Below are 19,217 nucleotides of genomic sequence, written 5' to 3' on the forward strand. Positions count from 1 at the left end.
TATTTGCTCGTAGCCCTATAAAAAGTAGCAGCTAGTAGTAACGGGATAAGTCCATATCTTTGTATAATGGCGCGACTTCGGTATAACCGTTGAACATTTGAGTATCGATGCGATTTCTGGCGAGTAGCCCACCTGTGGTTATTCTACGCTCGCTGGCTTGGCTCCACCTTGGGTGTGACACGTTTGGATTCACGTTGGCGTAAAAGCCATACTCGTTAGCGGCCAGACGATTCCATGTGGTAGGGGGCTTCTTATCGGTAAGACGAATTCGTACAATAGACTTAATACTCTTAAAGCCGTATTTCCACGGTACGACAAGTCTGATAGGTGCGCCGTTTTGAGGTGGCAAGGTTGTCCCGTAAAGGCCAACCGACATAAGCGTTAACGGATGCATGGCTTCATCAAGTCGCAAGCCTTCTACATATGGGTAATCAATACCGCCACCGGTAAAGCGACTTCGTTGGCCAGGCATTTGCTCAGGGTCGTATAGGGTTTCGAATGCTACATATTTGGCTGACATCAACGGATCCGCTTGTTTTAACAACGCCCCTAACTCAAACCCAATCCAAGGCACCACCATCGACCATGCTTCAACGCAGCGCAAACGGTAAATGCGCTCTTCTAAGGGAAAGCGTTTGGTTAAGGCATCGTGATCAAGCTCAATGGGCTTTTTTACCATACCGTCAATTTTCAACGTCCATGGATTAGTTTGAAATTCAGTCGCATTTTTGGCTGGCGCATCTTTCGAGGTGCCAAACTCGTAAAAATTGTTGTAGCTGGTGACTTTATCTTCAGGCGTTCGGGTTTCCGCTATTTGAAACTTAGGGGGCTGACTAAACTCCAGTGCTTTTCCCTTAAAGGCAGCCTTTTCTTCCTCATCTTCCCAAAACCAACCAGCAGCGCCTGCCGATTTCGCTAACAGCGTAGACGCTCCCACAAAGCCCATGGATTTGAGCAATGATCGACGATTCATATAAACGCTTTCATTGGTTACGTCGTTGTCAGTTAATTTTACTGAGGGTTTAAATGGTTTTGGCATTACGTCACCTAAGTTATGGTAAGACTACGAGAACTGGCCGTTACTTCAACCGATACATTTAGCTACGTTAATGTAACGAGTAAGTTCAACATAATAAAAAAGACCGAGAGTACGGTCTTTTCATTTCAATTAATTTTGGGCAAATTAAACGATCTTACATATGCAAACTATCTTGAATGCCGCCTTGTTTTGGTGAAAAGATATTGCTGTATAAGCGAGAGGCGAATTCGTCGGTCATGCCAGATATATAGTCGGCGAGAACGCGCATTCCATTGTCGTTCTCACAGGCCTTACGCCAGCGGACTTGGGTATTTTCGGGAAGTAAACGGTCGGGATCCGATGCAAAAGCTTCAAAAAGTTCCATAACTACCAGCTGTCCCTTGTATTCTAATAGCTGCACATCGGGGCGGCGGATTACTTTGTTAAACACAAAGCGTTTAAAAAGCTCTAGGGCTTGTGCAAATTGTTCAGGCATCACGGCGTTAAACGCAAGTAACGGATGAGCGAAACCCTCTACGCCTTTTATTTCAATAGCTGTGATAAAGCTATTAACCAGCGCACCTATGGCATTTTTCCTTTCGTGATGTGCTGCGCTAAATAGTTTGTTGGTTAACACTTCTATATTGTCTGACAGCCAAGGTACATTAAGGGCTTTTAGCGGGGTGGTTACATCCTCGACAAAATGATGCTTGTCGACCATATCCATTACAATGGCATCTTCCAAGTCGTGAATGCCATAGGCGATATCGTCAGAAAGCTCCATAATTGAGCAGTCGAACGATTTAAACTGCGTTTTGCTGTGGGTATTAGGTTTTGCAGTAAACTGCATAAACGCATCTTTATCTTCATTACTAAATGGCGCAAGTAGCCAGTCGAATAGGGGCTCGTCGCAGCGAAACAGTCCCTTCGGCGGATGCCAGTCGTGGGCCTTTACCTGACGAAGTGAAGCAGGGCGCTCGGGCGTAGGCCCTTTACTATGAAGGGCATCGATAAAATTAGGATATTTAACCAAGCCTAACACGCTTCTTCTGCATAAATTCATGCCGTGTTCGGCCGTGTATGGCTCTAGCTGAGTTATGATCCTAAATGTTTGGCCATTTCCTTCAAACCCGCCGTATTGGTGCATCATGTAATTAAGGGCAATTTCACCGCCATGGCCGAAAGGTGGGTGACCAATATCGTGAGCCAAACACAGGGTTTCGATTAACGTTGGGTCAAGAGCCAACGTATTGGCAATATCTGGAAATTTCACCCAAAGCTGCGCCGTTATTCCCGTGCCAATTTGGGCGGCTTCTAGAGAGTGGGTTAGTCGCGTGCGATAGAAATCGCTTAGGCCCACGCCGAGCACTTGGGTCTTTGCCTGCAACCTGCGAAAGGCAGCACTGTGAAGCACGCGCGCTTTATCTCTCTGATACGGATTGCGGTGATCGCCGTCTCTTGTTTCACTACGGGGTAAACGACGCTCGTGTAATGCTAATTCCCATTCGCTTGTTGCCAAAAAAACCTCACTGCCATGCTGTGTTTGCTACTTCTGTAACGTCAGTATAGTAATTTGGGGGCGGTTAATCGCCTTGCTTACATATCGTCTTGCGTAATTTCATCAAGACTTAAAGAAAAGCTTGGTACGTAACGCGTTAAGAAGTAGTCCACCTCTTCAGAATGATACTCTTTAAGGGTTTTATCTAATCGTTTCTTAGCCAGCTTAAACTCTTGGTTACCAGCAGCTAATTCTTCAAGGGTTTTAAGGTAAGCGCAAAGTACGTCCGCTGCTTTCACAATAAAGGCTTCTTCTTCACTATGGTAGTGATGATCAATCAGTGCCGCATAGTCTTCTCGAAACGCTTCAGGCGCCATCTCAATGAGTTTGTTCTCTGCAATCTTCTCAATTTTTTTATATTCTTCTTTAATCGCAGGGTTAAAGTATTTTACTGGGGTAGGGAGGTCGCCGGTAAGTACCTCCGACACGTCGTGAAAAATCGCCATGGTTGCAATGCGATCTGGATTTAGTGTACCGCCAAAAAATTTATTTTTAATCAAGGCTAGCGCGTGGGCGACCATAGCCACCTGCAAACTGTGCTCTTGCACATTTTCTGTACGCACATTGTGCATTAGCGGCCAACGATTAATAAGCTTTAAGCGCGCCAGGTGCGCAAAAAAGTGGCTCTTATCACTCACGTTACGCCCCTTGCTTATACGTTCTGAAGAAGTTGCCAATACGATGCAGTGCAGGTACCAATACATCGCTATGAGGTAAAAATACTAAACGGAAGTAAGTCCCCTCGGTTAGGTTAAAGGCGCGCCCGTGTACCAACAGAATTTTTTCAGAACTTAATAAATCCAGCACCATTTGTTCATCGTTTTGAATGTTGAATTTCTTCTCATCTACTTTGGCGAAACAATACATGGCACCTTTAGGCTTAACGCAAGAAATACCGTCGATGCCGTTTAGCATATCTGTGGTTACGTCGCGCTGAATGCGTAGTCGGCCATTCTCATTGACTAGGTCGTTAATACTCTGATAACCACCAAGCGCAGTTTGAATGGCACTTTGACACGGTACGTTTGCGCACATTCGCATTGAAGACAATATATTGAGTCCATCGATATAATCGGTAGCAAGACGTTTATTCCCGCTGACAACTAACCAACCAGAGCGAAAGCCTGCCACGCGATAGTTTTTGCTTAAACCACCAAAAGTAACAAAAAAGACGTCGTCAGCGAGTGACGCAATACTGGTGTGCTGGGCTTCATCGTATAGAATTTTGTCGTAAATCTCGTCGCTAAATACGACTAAGCCGTGCTCGCGGGCGACTTCTACTACCTCTTGCAATAGGGCTTTGTCGTAAACTGCACCAGTAGGGTTATTGGGGTTGATAAGTACAATCGCGCGTGTTTTGCTGGTGATTTTACTTTTTATGTCGTCAATATCGGGGAACCAGCCAGCTTGCTCATCGCAGCGATAATGTACCGGTGAGCCTGATGACAAACTCACTGCGGCCGTCCAAAGCGGGTAGTCAGGGCTTGGAATGAGCACTTCATCACCATGATTAAGTAGCGCCTGCATTGCCATCATGATTAGCTCAGATACACCATTACCTATATAAACATCGTCAACACGGATGTCTTTAATATTACGCTGTTGGTAATACTGCATCACGGCCACGCGGGCAGCATAAATTCCTGTCGAGTCTGAATATCCTTGAGACGTAGGCAGGTTATGAATAACGTCTTTTACGATATCGTCAGGCGCTTCAAATCCAAATGGGGCGGGGTTACCGATATTCAGCTTTAATATACGGTGTCCTTCGTCTTCCATTTTGCGTGCTTGCGCAGCGATTGGGCCTCTAATGTCGTAACAAACGTTATCTAATTTATGTGAGCGAGATACAGTTTTCATGGTCTATCTGGTTGATTTACATACCCTGAGATTATCGCAATACAAAGTCATATGCGATGGCCTTTTTGCAGTATTTCTGCTTTAAGCACTACTTTTTTCATCAAGTGGCTAATTATTAAACATATAACGAGATAAATGATCCGCTTGTCACTTAAGTATAAAATTTATGTTAATGACTTGTGAACTTTTCATTCTGCGCCTATCGTAGTAGTAAGGCGTGTATAAAAAACGCGTTAGTAACAAACAGGCTAACAAGCAGAGGTGATAAGAATATGTCCCACCATTTCAAAGAAACACCAGAGAATGCGATCACGCAAAGTGGTATAGCACGCGTTATTCCCTGTAAAGAATTAGACGTCGGCGACCCAATAAAGTGGTTGTCATTGGCATTACGAGACGCCATGCGCGCACCGGGACTCACCTTATTTTATGGTGTTCTTTTTGCGGTTATTCCGTGGTTCATAATGTACCTGGTTGAAATGACAGGTTGGCACTTGGTTATTCTACCCGCCATTGTTTGCTTTATGTTGGTAGGGCCATTTTTAGCGGCGGGCCTTTACGATGTAAGCTGGGAGATGGAGAAAGGTCATAAGCCTTCACTTCGTCATTCGCTGCGCGCAATGCGAAGAAACGCATTTAACGAGTGGGGCTTTGCCATACTGCTTATGGTAATGATGATATTTTGGTTGCGTGTGGCATCGCTGATTCATGCACTTTATCCACCTTATATAGAGAACGACTTAGAAAGCTTGTTACCGTTTTTAGCGCTAGGCACTATCGTTGGAGCGGGTTTTACCCTGGCAATGCTATTTATTACGGCGTTTACCCAACCGATTTTAATGGAACGTAAGGTAGATCTTGCAACTGCAGTGCTTACCAGTGTGAATGCGGTATGGTTAAATAAGGTACCCATGCTCATTTGGGGGGCTATCATTTTCACTACAGTAGCAATTGGTTACGTGACCGGTTTCGTGGGTTTCATCGTGCTCATGCCGATTATCGGCTATGCATCGTGGCATGCTTACATTGATGCAATTGAGACTAAGCGAGAGCGTAAATACGAATAGTTCACTCCAATTTATGTAATTAAATTACGTAAAGTGGCTTTAATTTGTACAATAAGTAAGCGTTAATATCTTTAATTTTGTTAAAATTACACTTTTAAAGCCCCGAAAGGGGCTTTTTTATACTTAAGTCTTATACTTCTTTCTTCCTACAAGTGCTATCGCTAGATATATTAGTAATATGCAATTTATATTATTCCAATTAATTCAAGGGGTTAGCGCCGTAACAACAACGTAACAACTTGATTTACCAAGCATTTACCCAGGTTACACAATCATTCAACAGAAAAATTTTTATTCTTGATGCATAAATAAAGGGCGTTGAGCGAATTGTTGATTCATTCAACTTTGCTCAACTTAACTAGAGAGTTTGCCACAAACTTGCACAGCACCCTTAACCACACATTGAGGATTTTAAAATGAAATTATCTAACTTACTTAAAGTTTTTGCAGCTACAGCGACTGTCGCTTTTAGCATCAATGCAAATGCAGCAGCAGAGTCAAAAGACATTCGCTTCGTTGGTGAAACCCAGTTCGCAGGGTTTTGTAAAGCGATAATCAACGACGATGTAAGAGTTCTTCGTTCTAGCCTTTCACGTAACGTGGGTCGTATTGGCGCTAGCCAACGTGAAGTATTGCGCATGGTAACGTCTGAAGAAGGCCTAACATGTAATGGAAGTAGCCTTATTAAGTTTTCTGAAGAGCGTCACGCAGATGCGGTACACGAATACTTAACGTCGCGTAGCTAAGGCCTTGCTTGCGGTTACTACAAATCCAGAAAAAGCGGGCTAGCTTACACTTTTCGTCAATCACGTGACGTAAATGTTGAAAACTAGACCCGCTTTTAGTCTTTTTGCTCGTGCAAATATGCGTCTTAATTAACGATTTTTATATACGTGGCTACACGCGCTTTACTGGTTTTGAACAGACGTTGGGTTTTAAACCTAAGTTTTAGCAGTAGCACGTAAGCAAGAGGTACTAAAAACAAGCTGGTTAGCGTAGAGAATACCAGCCCGCCAATGATTGCTATGGCCATCGGAGAGTAGGGTGGGCCGTCGCCACCAATTCGAGTACTTCCCAAAGCGAGTGGAATAAGCCCCAAGACCGTTGTGGCTACTGTCATCAGAATAGGCCTTATACGCGTTAAACATCCTTCAATTACTGCGTCATACAGCGACAAGCCTTCGTTAATTAACTGATTTATTCTTTCTACCAATACAATGCCATTGTTAACCACAATGCCCATCAATATCAGCATGCCGATCATCCCCATAATAGACATAGAGGTACCTGTTACCATGAATGCCCAAAACACACCGGTGAAAGAAAACAGTAGCGATGTGATCACAGACGTAGGTAGTATCAGCGATTCAAACAGTGCAGCCATCACAACGTATATCATACAAAGTGCTAGTAGCATGTTCATTTGCATGACCGCATTGGCTTCATCCTGGCGAGAGAAGCTGCCATCTAGTGTCCACTTATACCCTGTAGGCAATTCAATATTAGCTAATGCGTTCTCGATACGTTCTCGGGCTTGTTCTGTGGTGGTTTCCCCTTCTAGGTTTGCGCCAATAGCAAGCGCGGTCTGACGATAGTTTCGATTAATTTGCGATAGCTGTGGCACCACAGAGAAATCTGCAATCATATTCAGCGTTACCGATTGACCTTGCGTAAATCCGATTTTGATGTTTTTAAGGGCGTTAAGCGAAGCTTGTATATCGCTACCGAATTTAAGCTGAACTGCTACTTCTCCGGCGTCACCATAGCGGAATGTCCGTAAATTACTGCCCCGTAGTGCTGTAGAGATAAGTTTAGCTACGTCGTTGACTTGAATACCTAAGCGGTTCGCCTTCTCTCGGTCAATGCGGATTTGTACCTCATCTCGGGTAGAGCCAGTGTCGGCTTTCACATCTTCCAATCCTTCTATAGTTGAAAGAATAGGAACTATTTGCTCTGAAATATTTAGCAAAGTTTCTGACGATTCACCCAATAGCGTAACTCTTACGCCACCACCGTTGCCGCTATCCCATTGAAACGAGGGACGGGCACGCACAAAAGAGGGCATGTCTTTACGTATATCCTCTTTAATTTTACCCACACTTACGGGCAGTTCGTCATTAAGCGTTATACCGCTTACAGCATGTCCGGCAGTAAAATAGGTATACACCTGTTTAATGTGAAAGCGTTCTTGGTTTTCATAAAGGTAAGCTTCCATTCTATCGACAGTTTTTTCCACCTCATCAAGCGTAAAATTCTGCGTTACGTGATAGTTAAGCCAAATACGCTCTTGGTTATTATTGCCCTCATCATCTGAAGTAACCACCTGCATGGGCACAATGGTCGACGCAAGCAGCAATAGAGCAATAACACAGGTTATTCCCTGGTGTTTTAACATCCAGTTAAGTGCACGACCATAGCCTTTTATGTAAGACGGTGTTTTAGGCGTTTTTACAACTGGGATCTTTACCTTGGTTGTCAGTAAGGGAATAAGGGTTTTAGCAATGAAAAGCGACGCGAAAAGAGATATACAGATAGCCACAGCAACGTGCTCTAAGAAAATAGTCACGTCTATTTTTACCCCAATAATATTAGGTAAAAACACTATTGCCGTAGTTGCAGTTCCGGCTATAACTGCCAGGCTGACTTTGTTTACACCAATCTGGGTGGCTCGCTTAATGTCTCCCTCTTGTTGGCGTTCTTGAAATACGCTTTCAGTGATTACAACAGCGTTGTCTACCAGCATACCTACAGCTAGCATAAGGCCCATCAACGATAAGATGTTAAGGGTATAGCCCAATAGATACATCACACCTAAGGTAATACAAATCGAGAATGGTACAGAAAGCACGACGATTAAGGTGGTGGTAAGCTGGCGCAAGAACAAGTACAGCACAATAACTGAAAGCAACGCACCTAAAAGGCCTGCGTTTAGCAAATCGCTCAGCGACGAAGTCACGCTTTTCGCGGTGTCGTCCATTACAAATAAACTAATGCCTGTAAACTCAGGGTCTTCTTTAGCCTTTTCGATAACCTTCATTACCGCGTCGGAAACTTCTACAAGATTGCTGCCCGATTCGCGAAATACGTTAAAGCCTACCGCGAAGGTGCGATCTAGGTGTCGCCCTTCGTTGCGCTGAGGAAGCTCGTAGGTCACGCTGGCAACATCAGATAAGCGCACGCTTCGAGTAACCCACATGTTTTTGAAGTCGTTTACATCGGTAAATTCGCCAGTGGGGTTAACCAGAACTTTTTCACCGTTGTTGTACATATAGCCCGCGGTTAGCGAGAAGTTTGCGTTTTGAAGCTGCTGCTCTAAGCGTGTACCGTCTATTTGGTAAGCCGCCATTTTCTTGGGATCTAAGCGAATAGTAATTTGGCGTTTCATGGTGCCGTATAGCTCAACTTTAGATACGCCCGGAACACGCTCTAGCGGACGCTTAAGGTTGCGCTCTAAGAGGTCATAAGCGTTCGATAAGTCGCGGTCGCTCGATACGCGCAGTTGGAATATAGGCATATCATTGGTGTTAAATTTATACACCATGATCCGCTCTATATCGTCAGGGAGTTCATGGCGAATAGCGTCAATCTTCTCCCGCGCTTCAATACTTTTGGCTTTAAGGTTTTCATCCCAGTCGAATTCCACAATGACCTCCGCCATATTGTCGTAAGAGCGGGACCTTAAGCGCTTTATCCCCGACATGGTAGCAACGGCCTCTTCAACCGGACGAGTGATCATGGTCTCAATTTCAACGGGTGTCGCATCAGGATAGGGGATCTGCACTACCATTTCTGGAATATCAATACCGGGGAACTTCTCTAAAGGAAGTAAGCGTCCAGAAACAATGCCGAACAGCAGCATAGACAAAAACAACATACCTATGGTAACGGGCTTATTCAGCGCAAAGCGTGCAAGCCCAGCGCCTATACCTGCAATTTTCGAAAGGTGCGGCTGTGAAGCTATATCTGTCTCGCGTTGCATCGGTTCACGTGTTTGGCGCTTTTCAATATGGGTTTCAGAACTGTTATTAGCGTTGTGAGAAGGTGTACTCATAGTACACCTCCTTTTGGCATTGCTTCTTCGTCACCAAAGCCTACGTTTTCACGAGAATTATCTTTCACAGGCGCTTTCTTCTTAACGTCGAGCAGGCTGTAAAGCACTGGCAGTAAAATAAGGGTGAGCAAGCTTGCAAACAGAAGGCCGTAAATAACGGTGATAGCCATGGGCGTGCGAATTTCAGCTCCCTCGCCAAAACCAAATGCCATTGGCAATAGACCCAACACAGTAGTGAGCGTAGTCATCACAATAGGGCGTAGGCGGGTCTTTGCAGCCTCTAGAATAGCGGTCTCTTTCTCTACGCCTTGACGGCGTAACTGATTTATACGGTCAACTAATACAATAGCGTTATTCACAACAATACCGCACAGCATGATTAAACCGATAAATACCACCACGTTTAGCGGCGTATTGGTAATCCACAATCCGTATACTGAGCCCGCACCGGCTAGCGGCACTGCGAACAAAATAAGCAGAGGGTGCAGCAGCGATTCAAACTGAGACGCCATAACCAGATACACCATAAACACCGCAAGTGCCAAAGCAAACTGTAGCGAACGAAAGCTGCTTTGCATGTCTTCACTTTGCCCGGTTACTGTTGCACTTAAAGATAGAGGAAGTTGGGTTTCATCAATGACTTTATTAGCAACGGCAACGGCTTCATCAAGCTTACCTTTGGCTAAATTTGCCGATACCAATGCTACACGCTGCTGTCCAACGCGGGTGATTTCGCTAGGGCCTACACTCATGTACACGTCTGCGACCGCACTTAAAGGAATAGGTTGCGCAGAGCCTGGGTTAACAACAATGGCGCGTATGCTTGCAATATCATCACGTTGGTTCTCTTGGGTTCTTACCAGCACATCTACCTTTCTGTCTTCCACGCTATACTGTGTAGCGACGCGGCCGCCCACTTTGGCCGCAATAAGTTGAGAAACGGTTGATGCATCAAGCTCAAGGCGAGCAAGTTTGGCGTGATGGAAGGCTATTTTAAGCTCTGGGTTTCCGTCACGAATGCTGGTCGTTACGTCTGCAAAATTACTGTAACTGGCAAGTTTTGTCGAAATGGCGTCGCCATATTGTTGTAACTGATTTAGGTCGTAACCCGCAATTTCAATTTGAATAGGCGAGGCAAAGCTAAATAGCTCTGGCTCTGAAAACGTTGCCTGAACCTGAGGTTTAAAGGCTAGGTAATCACGAAGCGCACGCTTCACATCGTCCATATCGCCAGCTGTCGCCGAAGGCTGCATGACAATGTTTAAGCGTCCCCAATGATCCCCACCCTGATTAGGCGCTGCGCTGATAAGGCTTCCTGTACCAGACATGGCATAGGTGCGAAGCACCTTAGAGTTGCTGCGAAGCACGTTAGTATCGCTGCGAGCCGCCTTGGTTTCGCCGCCATCATTGTTATTTACTGCAACCGCAGCAAGCTCGCTGATAATAGCGTCGGTACGCGCTAATGGCGAGCCCGCAGGGAGGGTCACTTCTACCGAAAATTCTCCTTGTGACAGGGTAGGAATAAGTTCCATACCTAGTTTTGGTACAAGCATTATCGCGCCAGCAGCAAGAATAAAAGCAGTAGCTAACACCAGCGCTTTGGCTTTAAGGCTTACGCGCAGCAGTTTTTCATAAGCAGAAGCGAGAAGGTCAAACCCTTTGTTAAATACCCAGATAAGTGGTTTAAACGCAACACTTAATAACTTGCTGACGATATGCCACGCACCTATCACCAAGGTAACCAAGGCTGCAGGCAAAAATACAAAGATCAGTCTGAATACCCAACGAACTGGCAGGGTAACGTAATACATAACTTTGCCAAACGTTGACGTAGGGGGGGAGGCGCTGGTGTAGTAAACACTTCTTCGTGATCCAGCTGTTGCTTTTTCTTCTTATGTGCCATCGCAGGGATAAGTGTGAGTGCAACAACAAGCGATGCAGCTAAAGCAAACGACACGGTCAACGCTTGATCTTTAAACAGCTGACCTGCAATACCTTCTACAAATATCAGCGGCACAAACACGGCCATAGTGGTCAGTGTCGAAGCTACGATTGCGCCAGAGACTTCTTTTGTTCCTTCGCTAGCGGCAGATGCTTCAGTGTCTGTGGCTTCTGCCGTCGTTTTTTCATTAGCTGTTGCGTTATCACTTCCAGCTATTTTTAATTTCTTATGGCGATCGATATTTTCAAGCACAACAATGCTGTTATCTACTAATAATCCAACAGCCAGCGCGATACCACCTAAGCTCATCATGTTTAAGCTTATATCGTTGGCATACATTAGATTAAAGGTAGCAATTACTGAAACTGGAATAGAAACCGATATAATTACAGTGGCCCAGAAGTCTTTCAGGAAAAGATACAACACTAACATGGCTAAAATACCGCCCATGACTGCCGCTGACTTCACGTTATCTATGGCTTGTTTGATGAACACGCTTTGGTCATAGATTTCGTTAAGCGTATAATTTTGTGGAAGATTATTATTTACTTCGTTTAACCGACCAGCCACTTTTTGCGCAACGTTAACTGCGTTAGCGTCGCCTTCTTTATAGATGGCAATTTCAATGCCTTCACTACCATTAAAGCGTATTACCACATCACGGTCTTTGTACGCATTTTCTACCGTCGCCACGTCTTTAAGTTGAATGTTTCTGCCTTCAAAACGCCCAATGAAAAGGTTTTCGATATCGCTCAGTGTTTCAAACTGATTCAGGGTTCTGACTAAAAACGCCTGGGCTGCGTTATCAATTCGACCGCCCGCCGCGTTAATATTTTCAGCTTTCACCCGGTCGATAATTCTAGTAATAGGAATCGACAGTTGACTGGCTTTTTGCTGGTCAATAAGTATATGGATTTCGTTTTCTAAACCACCGCCAACACGCACGGCAGCTACGCCTTCTACCGATTCAAGCGCACGTTTGACCTGCTGCTCGCCATATAAACGTAAGCGCTTCATTTGCGCCACGCTTAGCGTTGATGTGTCGCTTTGAGTGGTGAGGCCCAGTTTAATAACAGGGTCTAAACTTGGGTTAAAGCGAAGGAGTCTTGGCTTTTCAATATCCAGGGGAAGCTGCAACACATCAAGCTTTTCGCGTACTTCTAAGCTCGCGAAATCCATGTCAGTACCCCACGAAAAAGAAAGCACCACGTCAGACTGGCCAGCTCGCGATGTGGACGTGACTTTACGTACACCTTTTACTACGCCGATGGCTTCTTCAATAGGTTTTGAAACCAATTGTTCTACTTCGCCTGGCGCGGCACCGTCGTAGTCGGTGCGAATAGTGAGAGTAGGGTAAGATAAGTCTGGCAGTAAGTTAACCGACAGTCTGCCTAACGACACCATACCAAATAGCAATACCGCAAAAGTGAACATACTAACGGCAACAGGGCGCTTTACAGCAATATCTACAATACGCATTGTGTGAATTCCTTGTTAGGCCGAATTAGCTGTTTACAACTTCAACGGGAGCGCTGTCTTTCAAATTCTGGTGGCCTGCAGTCACTACTTCTTCATTGCCGCTTAAACCATTGGTAACTTCGATTACTTCGTTGTTTTCAAAGCCAGTAGAAATATCAACTTTCTTAACTTTGCCGTTATCTACAACGAATACGCTGTGGCTGTTATCGATAGTAACCAGCGCTCTGCGGGGCAACAATGTGGCGTTAGCATGGGTAGCATATTCTAGTGATACATCGGTAAACATGCCGGCTTTGAGCTGATTGTCTTCGTTTGGTACTTTCAAGGTAACTTTAAACGTCCCGGTAGTCGCATCGATGACTGGGCTTATGCGCTCAACGCTCGCCGTGATACTTCTATCGCCTAAAGCCGTCACGGTAAGCATTGCACCTTGTCCAATCACTACGTTAGGTAGCTCATTTTCAGGCAGGTAAACAATACCTTGAAGATTGCGCTGCTGAACAATATGGAACATTCTCTCCCGTTGGAACGATTCAGTTAGGTTGCCTACTTTTGCGTTTCTTTCTGCAATGTATCCATCAATCGGCGCCGTGATCGTAGCTTCTTTCAAATCAAGCTCAGCTAAGCGTACAGACGCTTTAGCTGATTCAAATTGCGAGGTAAGTTTGTCGTAAGTGTCATCGCTGATAAGCTTTTTCGAATAAACTTTATTAACCTTTTCTAGTTCGCTTTCAATGCCGGCTAAATCAGCCAGAGCTTTTGATAAGTTAAGCTCGTACCGGCGTTTATCTAGCTGCGCAAGAACTTGGCCCTTCTCAACGTAATCACCTTCTTCTACGAAGATTTCTTCGATAATTCCAGATGCTCTCGCAACCACAAATGCTTCTTCACGTGCTTCTAAAATAGCGGTTGTATCGTAAGTAGACGTAATGTCTCCGGTAACAATGGTTTGGGTTTCAACAGGGATAGCAAAAACGGTTTCTTCAACTTCGGTGGCGTTAGCTTGGTCGTTAATGGCATCTGCATCGGAACAGGCTGACATCGAGAGAGTAAGGGCGATGACCCCGCTTCCAACGAGCAGTTTGAGCGATGTTGGTGAAAACGGAATTGAAGATTGTACTGATGAAAGAATTGTGTTGCTGTGTGTTGTAGATTCCATGGTCAATAACCCTAACGTAAATATCGTTATATAATAATGACCGTATACAGCAGCTAATGTGCCAAAGACGTTAACATATGTTAAATCTTAGACGTTTCAATGTGTTACAAGTGAAAAATGCAGTTTAAATAAAAAAGCCAACCTAATTGGTTGGCTTTTTACGCTAATGCTTAGCGAGAATTGCTAATAAGCGGTGAGTTCTACAATAGTCTATTAAACCAAAGTATAGCTTGTGGTGATCTCAACATTACCCGTTAACATCAGCATGACAGAGCAGTATTTTTCTGCCGACAACTGCACAGAGCGGGCAAGGGCCTTTTCGCTAATGCCTTCACCTGACACCGTGTAATGTGCGTGAATTTTAGTAAATACTCGAGGTGGCTCTTCAGCACGCTCAGCCTCCAACTCACAATTACAGGCTTCAACGTTAAAGCGGCCTTTTTTAAGAATGTCTACCACGTCGATACTTGAGCACGCACCAACCGCTAATAATACTGACTCCATTGGTGACACGGCCTTGCCGCTTCCGTCCATCACTGTTTTGTAGCCGCTGTCTGTTGTACCTGTAAAAGTTAAATCTTGATCCCAAGAAACACGTGCTTTCATTGTTTGTCCTAATGTCATAAGAATAAAAAAAAGAAGCTGCAATACAGGCTAATTTAGCGCTTCAATGCAGCTGTGACATGTGTGTTTATTTGTTAAGGCGGACTGCATCTGGGCTAAGCGAGATTTTCTTTTGCTTATATAACGCGCCTAACGCTTTTTTATACGCCGCTTTACTTACGTTAAAATGAGAGTAGATGGCTTCTGGCGCACTCTTATCTGTTAGCGTTGAAATGCCGCCGTGGGCTTCCAAGTCATCCAAAATGGCTTGTTGAAGTGCATCACGGCCACCTTTATCTATGCGCTGAAGGGCAACATCCACTTTGCCATCTTCGCGAATCGTTTTAATTACACCTTCAGTAGCTTGCCCGACTTTAAGCGGCTTAAAGGCATCGCTGTGGAAAATCAGCCCTAAGCTTTTTTCATTGATAACCACCTTAAAACCTAAATCAGTTTTGGCATAAACTAAGCATTGTACCGTGTCGCCCTCGTTGAGATAGGCGCTAGTTTCCTTTAGAAAATAATGAAGCTTGGTGGCCCCTAAAATACGCTGGGTTTTATCATCAAAAAAGGTGTGAACCACGTAATACATACCTGGATTAACAGGTTGAGCTTGGTAATCGTTGGGTATTAACAGATCGTTGTCTAGGCCCCAGTCGAAGAATGCACCAAAATTCGTAGCAGACACCGCTTTAAGTACCTTGGTTTCGCCCACTTGAATAAGTGGTTTCTTCATGGTGGCATAAAGGTCACCGCGCTGATCCGTAGCCACAAATACGTCAACCTGTTGCCCTTCGGTTAACGGCGTCTCTACTTCGTCAATCGCAAGTGTAACGGTTTGCTGCTCATCTGCATCATCTATTTCTATTACGCTGTCGTTCTCGTCATTGTTTTCGACAAGTGGCGCTAAAGCGTAGCCAAAAGGGTATTGGGCTACCACGCGTAATGTATTAATTTTTCCAATATTTATCATCAGCACTGACTTTTTAAAAAGAACAGGTAACATGATACTGGAATGAACGTAAGAGCTAAACCATTATGAAGTTAAATTGCGATTTAGGTGAAAGTTTTGGCGCGTGGTCAATGCCAGTGGAATCGGCCATAATGGCGGAAATCGATCAGGCGAACATTGCGTGCGGTTTTCACGCTGGCGATCCATTAGTCATGAAGCAGGCTATTTTGTTAGCCAAAAAGCATGATGTAGCCATTGGTGCCCATCCGGCTTATCCCGATCTACAAGGCTTTGGCCGCAGAAGTATGGCGATTGCCGCTGACGAACTTAAGGCTATGATTCAATATCAGGTCAGTGCCTTAAGCGGTATGGCGAAGATTTGTGGTGCTAAAGTCAGCTATGTGAAGCCCCATGGTGCGTTGTATAACGACATGATGAAAGATACTGCTATCATGCGAACAGTAATGCAAAGCATAAGTGAAATAAACGAACAGTCTTCACACGCTCCCCTAGCGTTAATGGTGCAGGCTACGTCGCAAAATGCGGCGCTTAAAGAAGCAGCGCAAAATAGGGGGCTGCCTTTGTATTTTGAAGCGTTTTCTGACAGACGGTATACCGATGAAGGCTTACTGCAATCCCGAACTATAGAAGGTGCCGTGTTGACCGAAAGCGACGCTCTGCTTCAAGCTAAACAGCTTATTTCATCGGGAACGGTAACTACGTCATCGGGAAATACACTTGCAGTAGAAGCTGACTCTTTGTGTGTACATGGCGATACTAAAGGGGCGGTAAGTATTGCGAGTAAAATCAGAACATTTCTATAAACCTGCCATATAAAAAACACAATTTAAAAGAACAATACACAAGGCTATTAACCTTTGTTGTGCCGAGCGTCGAATACATAATGCACATCACAACTCGTTATGGCCAGTAAGACAACAAGGACAGTAGATGCAAGCTTTCGGTCGTATTAAACGAATAGTTACAGCAAGTGCAGACGCCATTATCTTGTATTTTGACGGCGCAAGTTTGGATGACGCGAATAATGCCTGCCACAACATGCTGGCAGCTATCGATAGTAACAAGAGTAAAAATTCGTGGTGTTGGTTACGCGAATGCGTGCCTTCTTACGACAGTTTGTTAATCGTTTTTGATATGGCATTAATTGACAGCCACGGTGTATACCGTGCCTTGAGCAATTTAGACGCTGAAGGCATAAATCAGCAAACCGAATCAATACAATTTAACAGAAACGAAAGTAGCGCAGTGATTGAAATCCCTGTGTGGTATGGCGCGCCAAATGCCAGTGATTTGAGTGTAGTGAGTAAGAAAACGTCGCTGTCAATTGAAGAAGTTATCGAATTGCACACTAGCACAACTTATAAAGTATACGCAGTGGGATTCTCTCCAGGCTTCGCCTATATGGGGGATATTCCAGAAGCGCTCAGCTGTGCGCGGCTTGGTACACCGCGTAAACGCGTTCCCAAAGGCGCGGTCGCAATCGCTGACAGGCAAACCGCAGTCTACCCCAGTGAATCACCGGGGGGATGGAATTTATTGGGACTTACGGCATTCGACATGCTTTTTCATAGCGATGAGCACAGTGAGTCGCGGTTAAAAGCGGGTGACGCCGTTAAATTTGTTTCGGTTACTGAACAGGAATACAAAGCAGGATTGCAGGTTAAACTATGAAAATTGAAGTGCTCAGTAAAGGGTTATTTAGCCTTATTATTGATAGCGGAAGAGTAGGGCGACAACGGGATGGTTTTTGTGAATCAGGCCCTATGGACGGCAATGCCTATGACTGGGCTAATTTTCTCGCCTTTAACCTTGATGGTACGCCCTGCATAGAGACCATTGGCGAAATGCGATTGCAGGTTGATGAAGATTGCATAGTTGCCGTTACTGGTAGGGAGCCCTCACTCGACGTAGATGGAAATGCTAAAGCAACATACCAGAGCCAACATGTACCGGCAGGCGCAACGATTACGTTCGGCAGCGCTCTACTTGGTAGCAAAGCCTATTTAGCGGTTTGTGGAAATTGGCAGGTTCCGAAAGCGGTGGGTAGTGCTTGTACGGTGGTTCGCGAACAGTTAGGCGGGCTAGATAACAAGGGAAGCGTGTTAAAAGAAGGAGACTGCATTGAGGTTTTAGCTAACACCAGAAACCAAGACAAGGCTAAAATGCGCAGGCTTCCACAGCAACATATCGATGACTATGGATTCTTGGAGTCTATTCGGGTTATTCCCGGGTATCAGTTTTCGAGCTTTAGCGCTGTTGCTTTACGCACGTTTGAAACAAGCAGCTATACGGTTTCATCAGCTATCGATCGCATGGGCTTTAGGTTGACCGGCGAATCAGTTACCGCCGATATAGAAAACATGCGTTCTGAGGCAATTCATTTAGGGGCCATTCAAGTGCCTGGTGACGGCCAGCCAATTGTAATGATGCGCGATAGGCAAACACTGGGAGGCTACCCTAAACTCGGCTGTGTAAGCCCCTGTGATATAAGTCGCTTGGCCCAAGCTGTACCAGGTGAAAAAGTGAATTTCGTATTTCAAAACGAAGAAGAAGCAAGGGCGGATTGGCTACTATTGACAAGTAGACGTCGTCGATTACAAGGAGAAATATTGTGACAATTGCGTTTTTAAATGGTGAGTATATGCCTCTTTCTGAGGCCAAGATTTCTCCGATGGACAGAGGCTTCCTTTTCGGCGACGGTATTTATGAAGTTATTCCAACCTATTCAGGCAAAGCTGTAGGATTTAAAGGACACACGTCTCGCATGTCGCAAGGCCTTAAAGCTATCGAAATCGCTAACCCATATACGGTAGAAAAATGGCAAACCATTTTGTCCAGTTTGGTTGAGAAAAACAAAGGGTTTATTGAAAGTGGAAACATAGGTGTTTATTTCCACGTAAGTCGGGGTGCAGATACAAAACGACTTCATGCATACCCAAAGAATATCGAGCCAACGGTGTTTGGGTTCGCCTTTGAAATAGCGCCACCTCAGCCTAAAGCCAAGGCTGATGCTAAGCCTTTCAAAGTTGCGCTTCAGCAAGATAAAAGATGGCAACGCTGCCATATCAAATCTACTTCTCTTTTAGGCAACGTAATGCACTATCAAGCGGGTGTCGAAGCTGGTGTTAACGAAACTATTTTGTATAACAGCGAAGGCATGGTCACTGAGGCAAGCTCATGTAACGTCTTTATGGTGAAAAATGGGTGTATTTTTACGCCTCCATTAAACCATGAACTGCTTCCCGGTATTACTCGTGCCATTGCCATTGAGGCATTCAAACAAGCAGGGCTGGTGGTAACGGAAACCTGGTTCAGTAAGGATGATTTGCTAGAGGCTGATGAAGTGTGGTTAACGTCGTCAAGCAAAGAAGTTGCCCCGGTAGTTGAAGTAGAGGGCAGGCAGATAGGCTCAGGAGAGGTAGGCGATGTATGGGAAAAGGCAATCAACGCCTACCATGCATACAAATTCAAAGCCTAATAAATTGAAAAAGCCCGCTCAAGCGGGCT

The 19,217-nt window shown here is 44.9% G+C and carries 14 protein-coding genes and 1 pseudogene; 6 read left to right on the top strand and 9 right to left on the bottom strand.

Translation table 11 applies throughout. The annotated features are described in order from the left end of the window. Positions 1-31: 31 nt before the first annotated feature. From msrP to ACYX4N_RS10205, 4 genes are all read right to left on the bottom strand, one after another. Positions 32-1,039 (bottom strand): protein-methionine-sulfoxide reductase catalytic subunit MsrP, encoded by a 1,008-nt coding sequence (gene msrP / locus ACYX4N_RS10190; protein ID WP_476053947.1) that lies wholly within the window; start codon positions 1,037-1,039, stop codon positions 32-34. 154 nt (positions 1,040-1,193) lie between these two features. After that, positions 1,194-2,537: an anti-phage deoxyguanosine triphosphatase gene (locus ACYX4N_RS10195; protein ID WP_476053948.1), complete on the bottom strand. Its 1,344-nt coding sequence runs from the start codon at positions 2,535-2,537 to the stop codon at positions 1,194-1,196. A gap of 77 nt (positions 2,538-2,614) precedes the next feature. Further along, positions 2,615-3,214 carry a 5'-deoxynucleotidase gene (gene yfbR / locus ACYX4N_RS10200; protein WP_012519109.1) on the bottom strand — a complete coding sequence of 200 codons (600 nt, stop codon included), beginning with the start codon at positions 3,212-3,214 and terminating at the stop codon, positions 2,615-2,617. Between the two features lies 1 nt (position 3,215). Continuing rightward, complete coding sequence (locus ACYX4N_RS10205; RefSeq protein WP_474806368.1) at positions 3,216-4,436, bottom strand: pyridoxal phosphate-dependent aminotransferase; 1,221 nt, start codon at positions 4,434-4,436, stop codon at positions 3,216-3,218. A gap of 272 nt (positions 4,437-4,708) precedes the next feature. Between ACYX4N_RS10205 and ACYX4N_RS10210 the strand changes: the two genes are divergently transcribed. Continuing rightward, complete coding sequence (locus ACYX4N_RS10210) at positions 4,709-5,503, top strand: DUF2189 domain-containing protein (protein WP_179983653.1); 795 nt, start codon at positions 4,709-4,711, stop codon at positions 5,501-5,503. Between the two features lie 416 nt (positions 5,504-5,919). Then, positions 5,920-6,249: a DUF3718 domain-containing protein gene (locus tag ACYX4N_RS10215; RefSeq protein WP_014979515.1), complete on the top strand. Its 330-nt coding sequence runs from the start codon at positions 5,920-5,922 to the stop codon at positions 6,247-6,249. Positions 6,250-6,374: 125 nt separating this feature from the next. On the opposite strand, the gene ACYX4N_RS10220 is transcribed toward ACYX4N_RS10215, so the two are convergent. The 5 genes and pseudogenes from ACYX4N_RS10220 to ACYX4N_RS10240 form a co-directional block, all read right to left on the bottom strand. Then, a complete protein-coding gene (locus ACYX4N_RS10220; protein WP_476053949.1) occupies positions 6,375-9,554 on the bottom strand; it encodes an efflux RND transporter permease subunit in 3,180 nt (1,059 codons plus the stop codon). Beyond that, positions 9,551-12,975 (bottom strand): annotated as a pseudogene (locus tag ACYX4N_RS10225) (efflux RND transporter permease subunit). The gene ACYX4N_RS10220 and the pseudogene ACYX4N_RS10225 overlap by 4 nt, the downstream one beginning before the upstream one ends. Before the next feature lie 25 nt (positions 12,976-13,000). Continuing rightward, the gene (locus ACYX4N_RS10230) at positions 13,001-14,134 is read right to left on the bottom strand and encodes an efflux RND transporter periplasmic adaptor subunit (RefSeq protein WP_476053950.1); all 1,134 of its coding nucleotides are present in this window, start codon (positions 14,132-14,134) and stop codon (positions 13,001-13,003) included. A gap of 213 nt (positions 14,135-14,347) precedes the next feature. Further along, positions 14,348-14,740, bottom strand: coding sequence for an OsmC family protein (locus tag ACYX4N_RS10235; protein WP_476053951.1), 393 nt, complete (start codon positions 14,738-14,740; stop codon positions 14,348-14,350). Positions 14,741-14,825: 85 nt separating this feature from the next. After that, positions 14,826-15,710: a CvfB family protein gene (locus ACYX4N_RS10240; RefSeq protein WP_476053952.1), complete on the bottom strand. Its 885-nt coding sequence runs from the start codon at positions 15,708-15,710 to the stop codon at positions 14,826-14,828. 65 nt (positions 15,711-15,775) lie between these two features. Here ACYX4N_RS10240 and ACYX4N_RS10245 point away from each other — a divergent pair, with 65 nt between their 5' ends. From ACYX4N_RS10245 to ACYX4N_RS10260, 4 genes are all read left to right on the top strand, one after another. Beyond that, a complete protein-coding gene (locus ACYX4N_RS10245; RefSeq protein ID WP_476053954.1) occupies positions 15,776-16,513 on the top strand; it encodes a 5-oxoprolinase subunit PxpA in 738 nt (245 codons plus the stop codon). Positions 16,514-16,640: 127 nt separating this feature from the next. After that, on the top strand, positions 16,641-17,381 hold the full coding sequence (gene pxpB, locus ACYX4N_RS10250) for a 5-oxoprolinase subunit PxpB (RefSeq protein WP_476053955.1): 741 nt from the start codon (positions 16,641-16,643) through the stop codon (positions 17,379-17,381). Then, complete coding sequence (locus ACYX4N_RS10255) at positions 17,378-18,325, top strand: 5-oxoprolinase subunit C family protein (protein ID WP_476053956.1); 948 nt, start codon at positions 17,378-17,380, stop codon at positions 18,323-18,325. The genes pxpB and ACYX4N_RS10255 overlap by 4 nt, the downstream gene beginning before the upstream one ends. Next, positions 18,322-19,188 (top strand): D-amino acid aminotransferase, encoded by an 867-nt coding sequence (locus ACYX4N_RS10260; RefSeq protein ID WP_476053957.1) that lies wholly within the window; start codon positions 18,322-18,324, stop codon positions 19,186-19,188. Before ACYX4N_RS10255 ends, ACYX4N_RS10260 begins: the two co-directional genes overlap by 4 nt. Positions 19,189-19,217: the final 29 nt, after the last annotated feature.

The organism is Alteromonas sp. ABH4_452 (assembly GCF_056311825.1).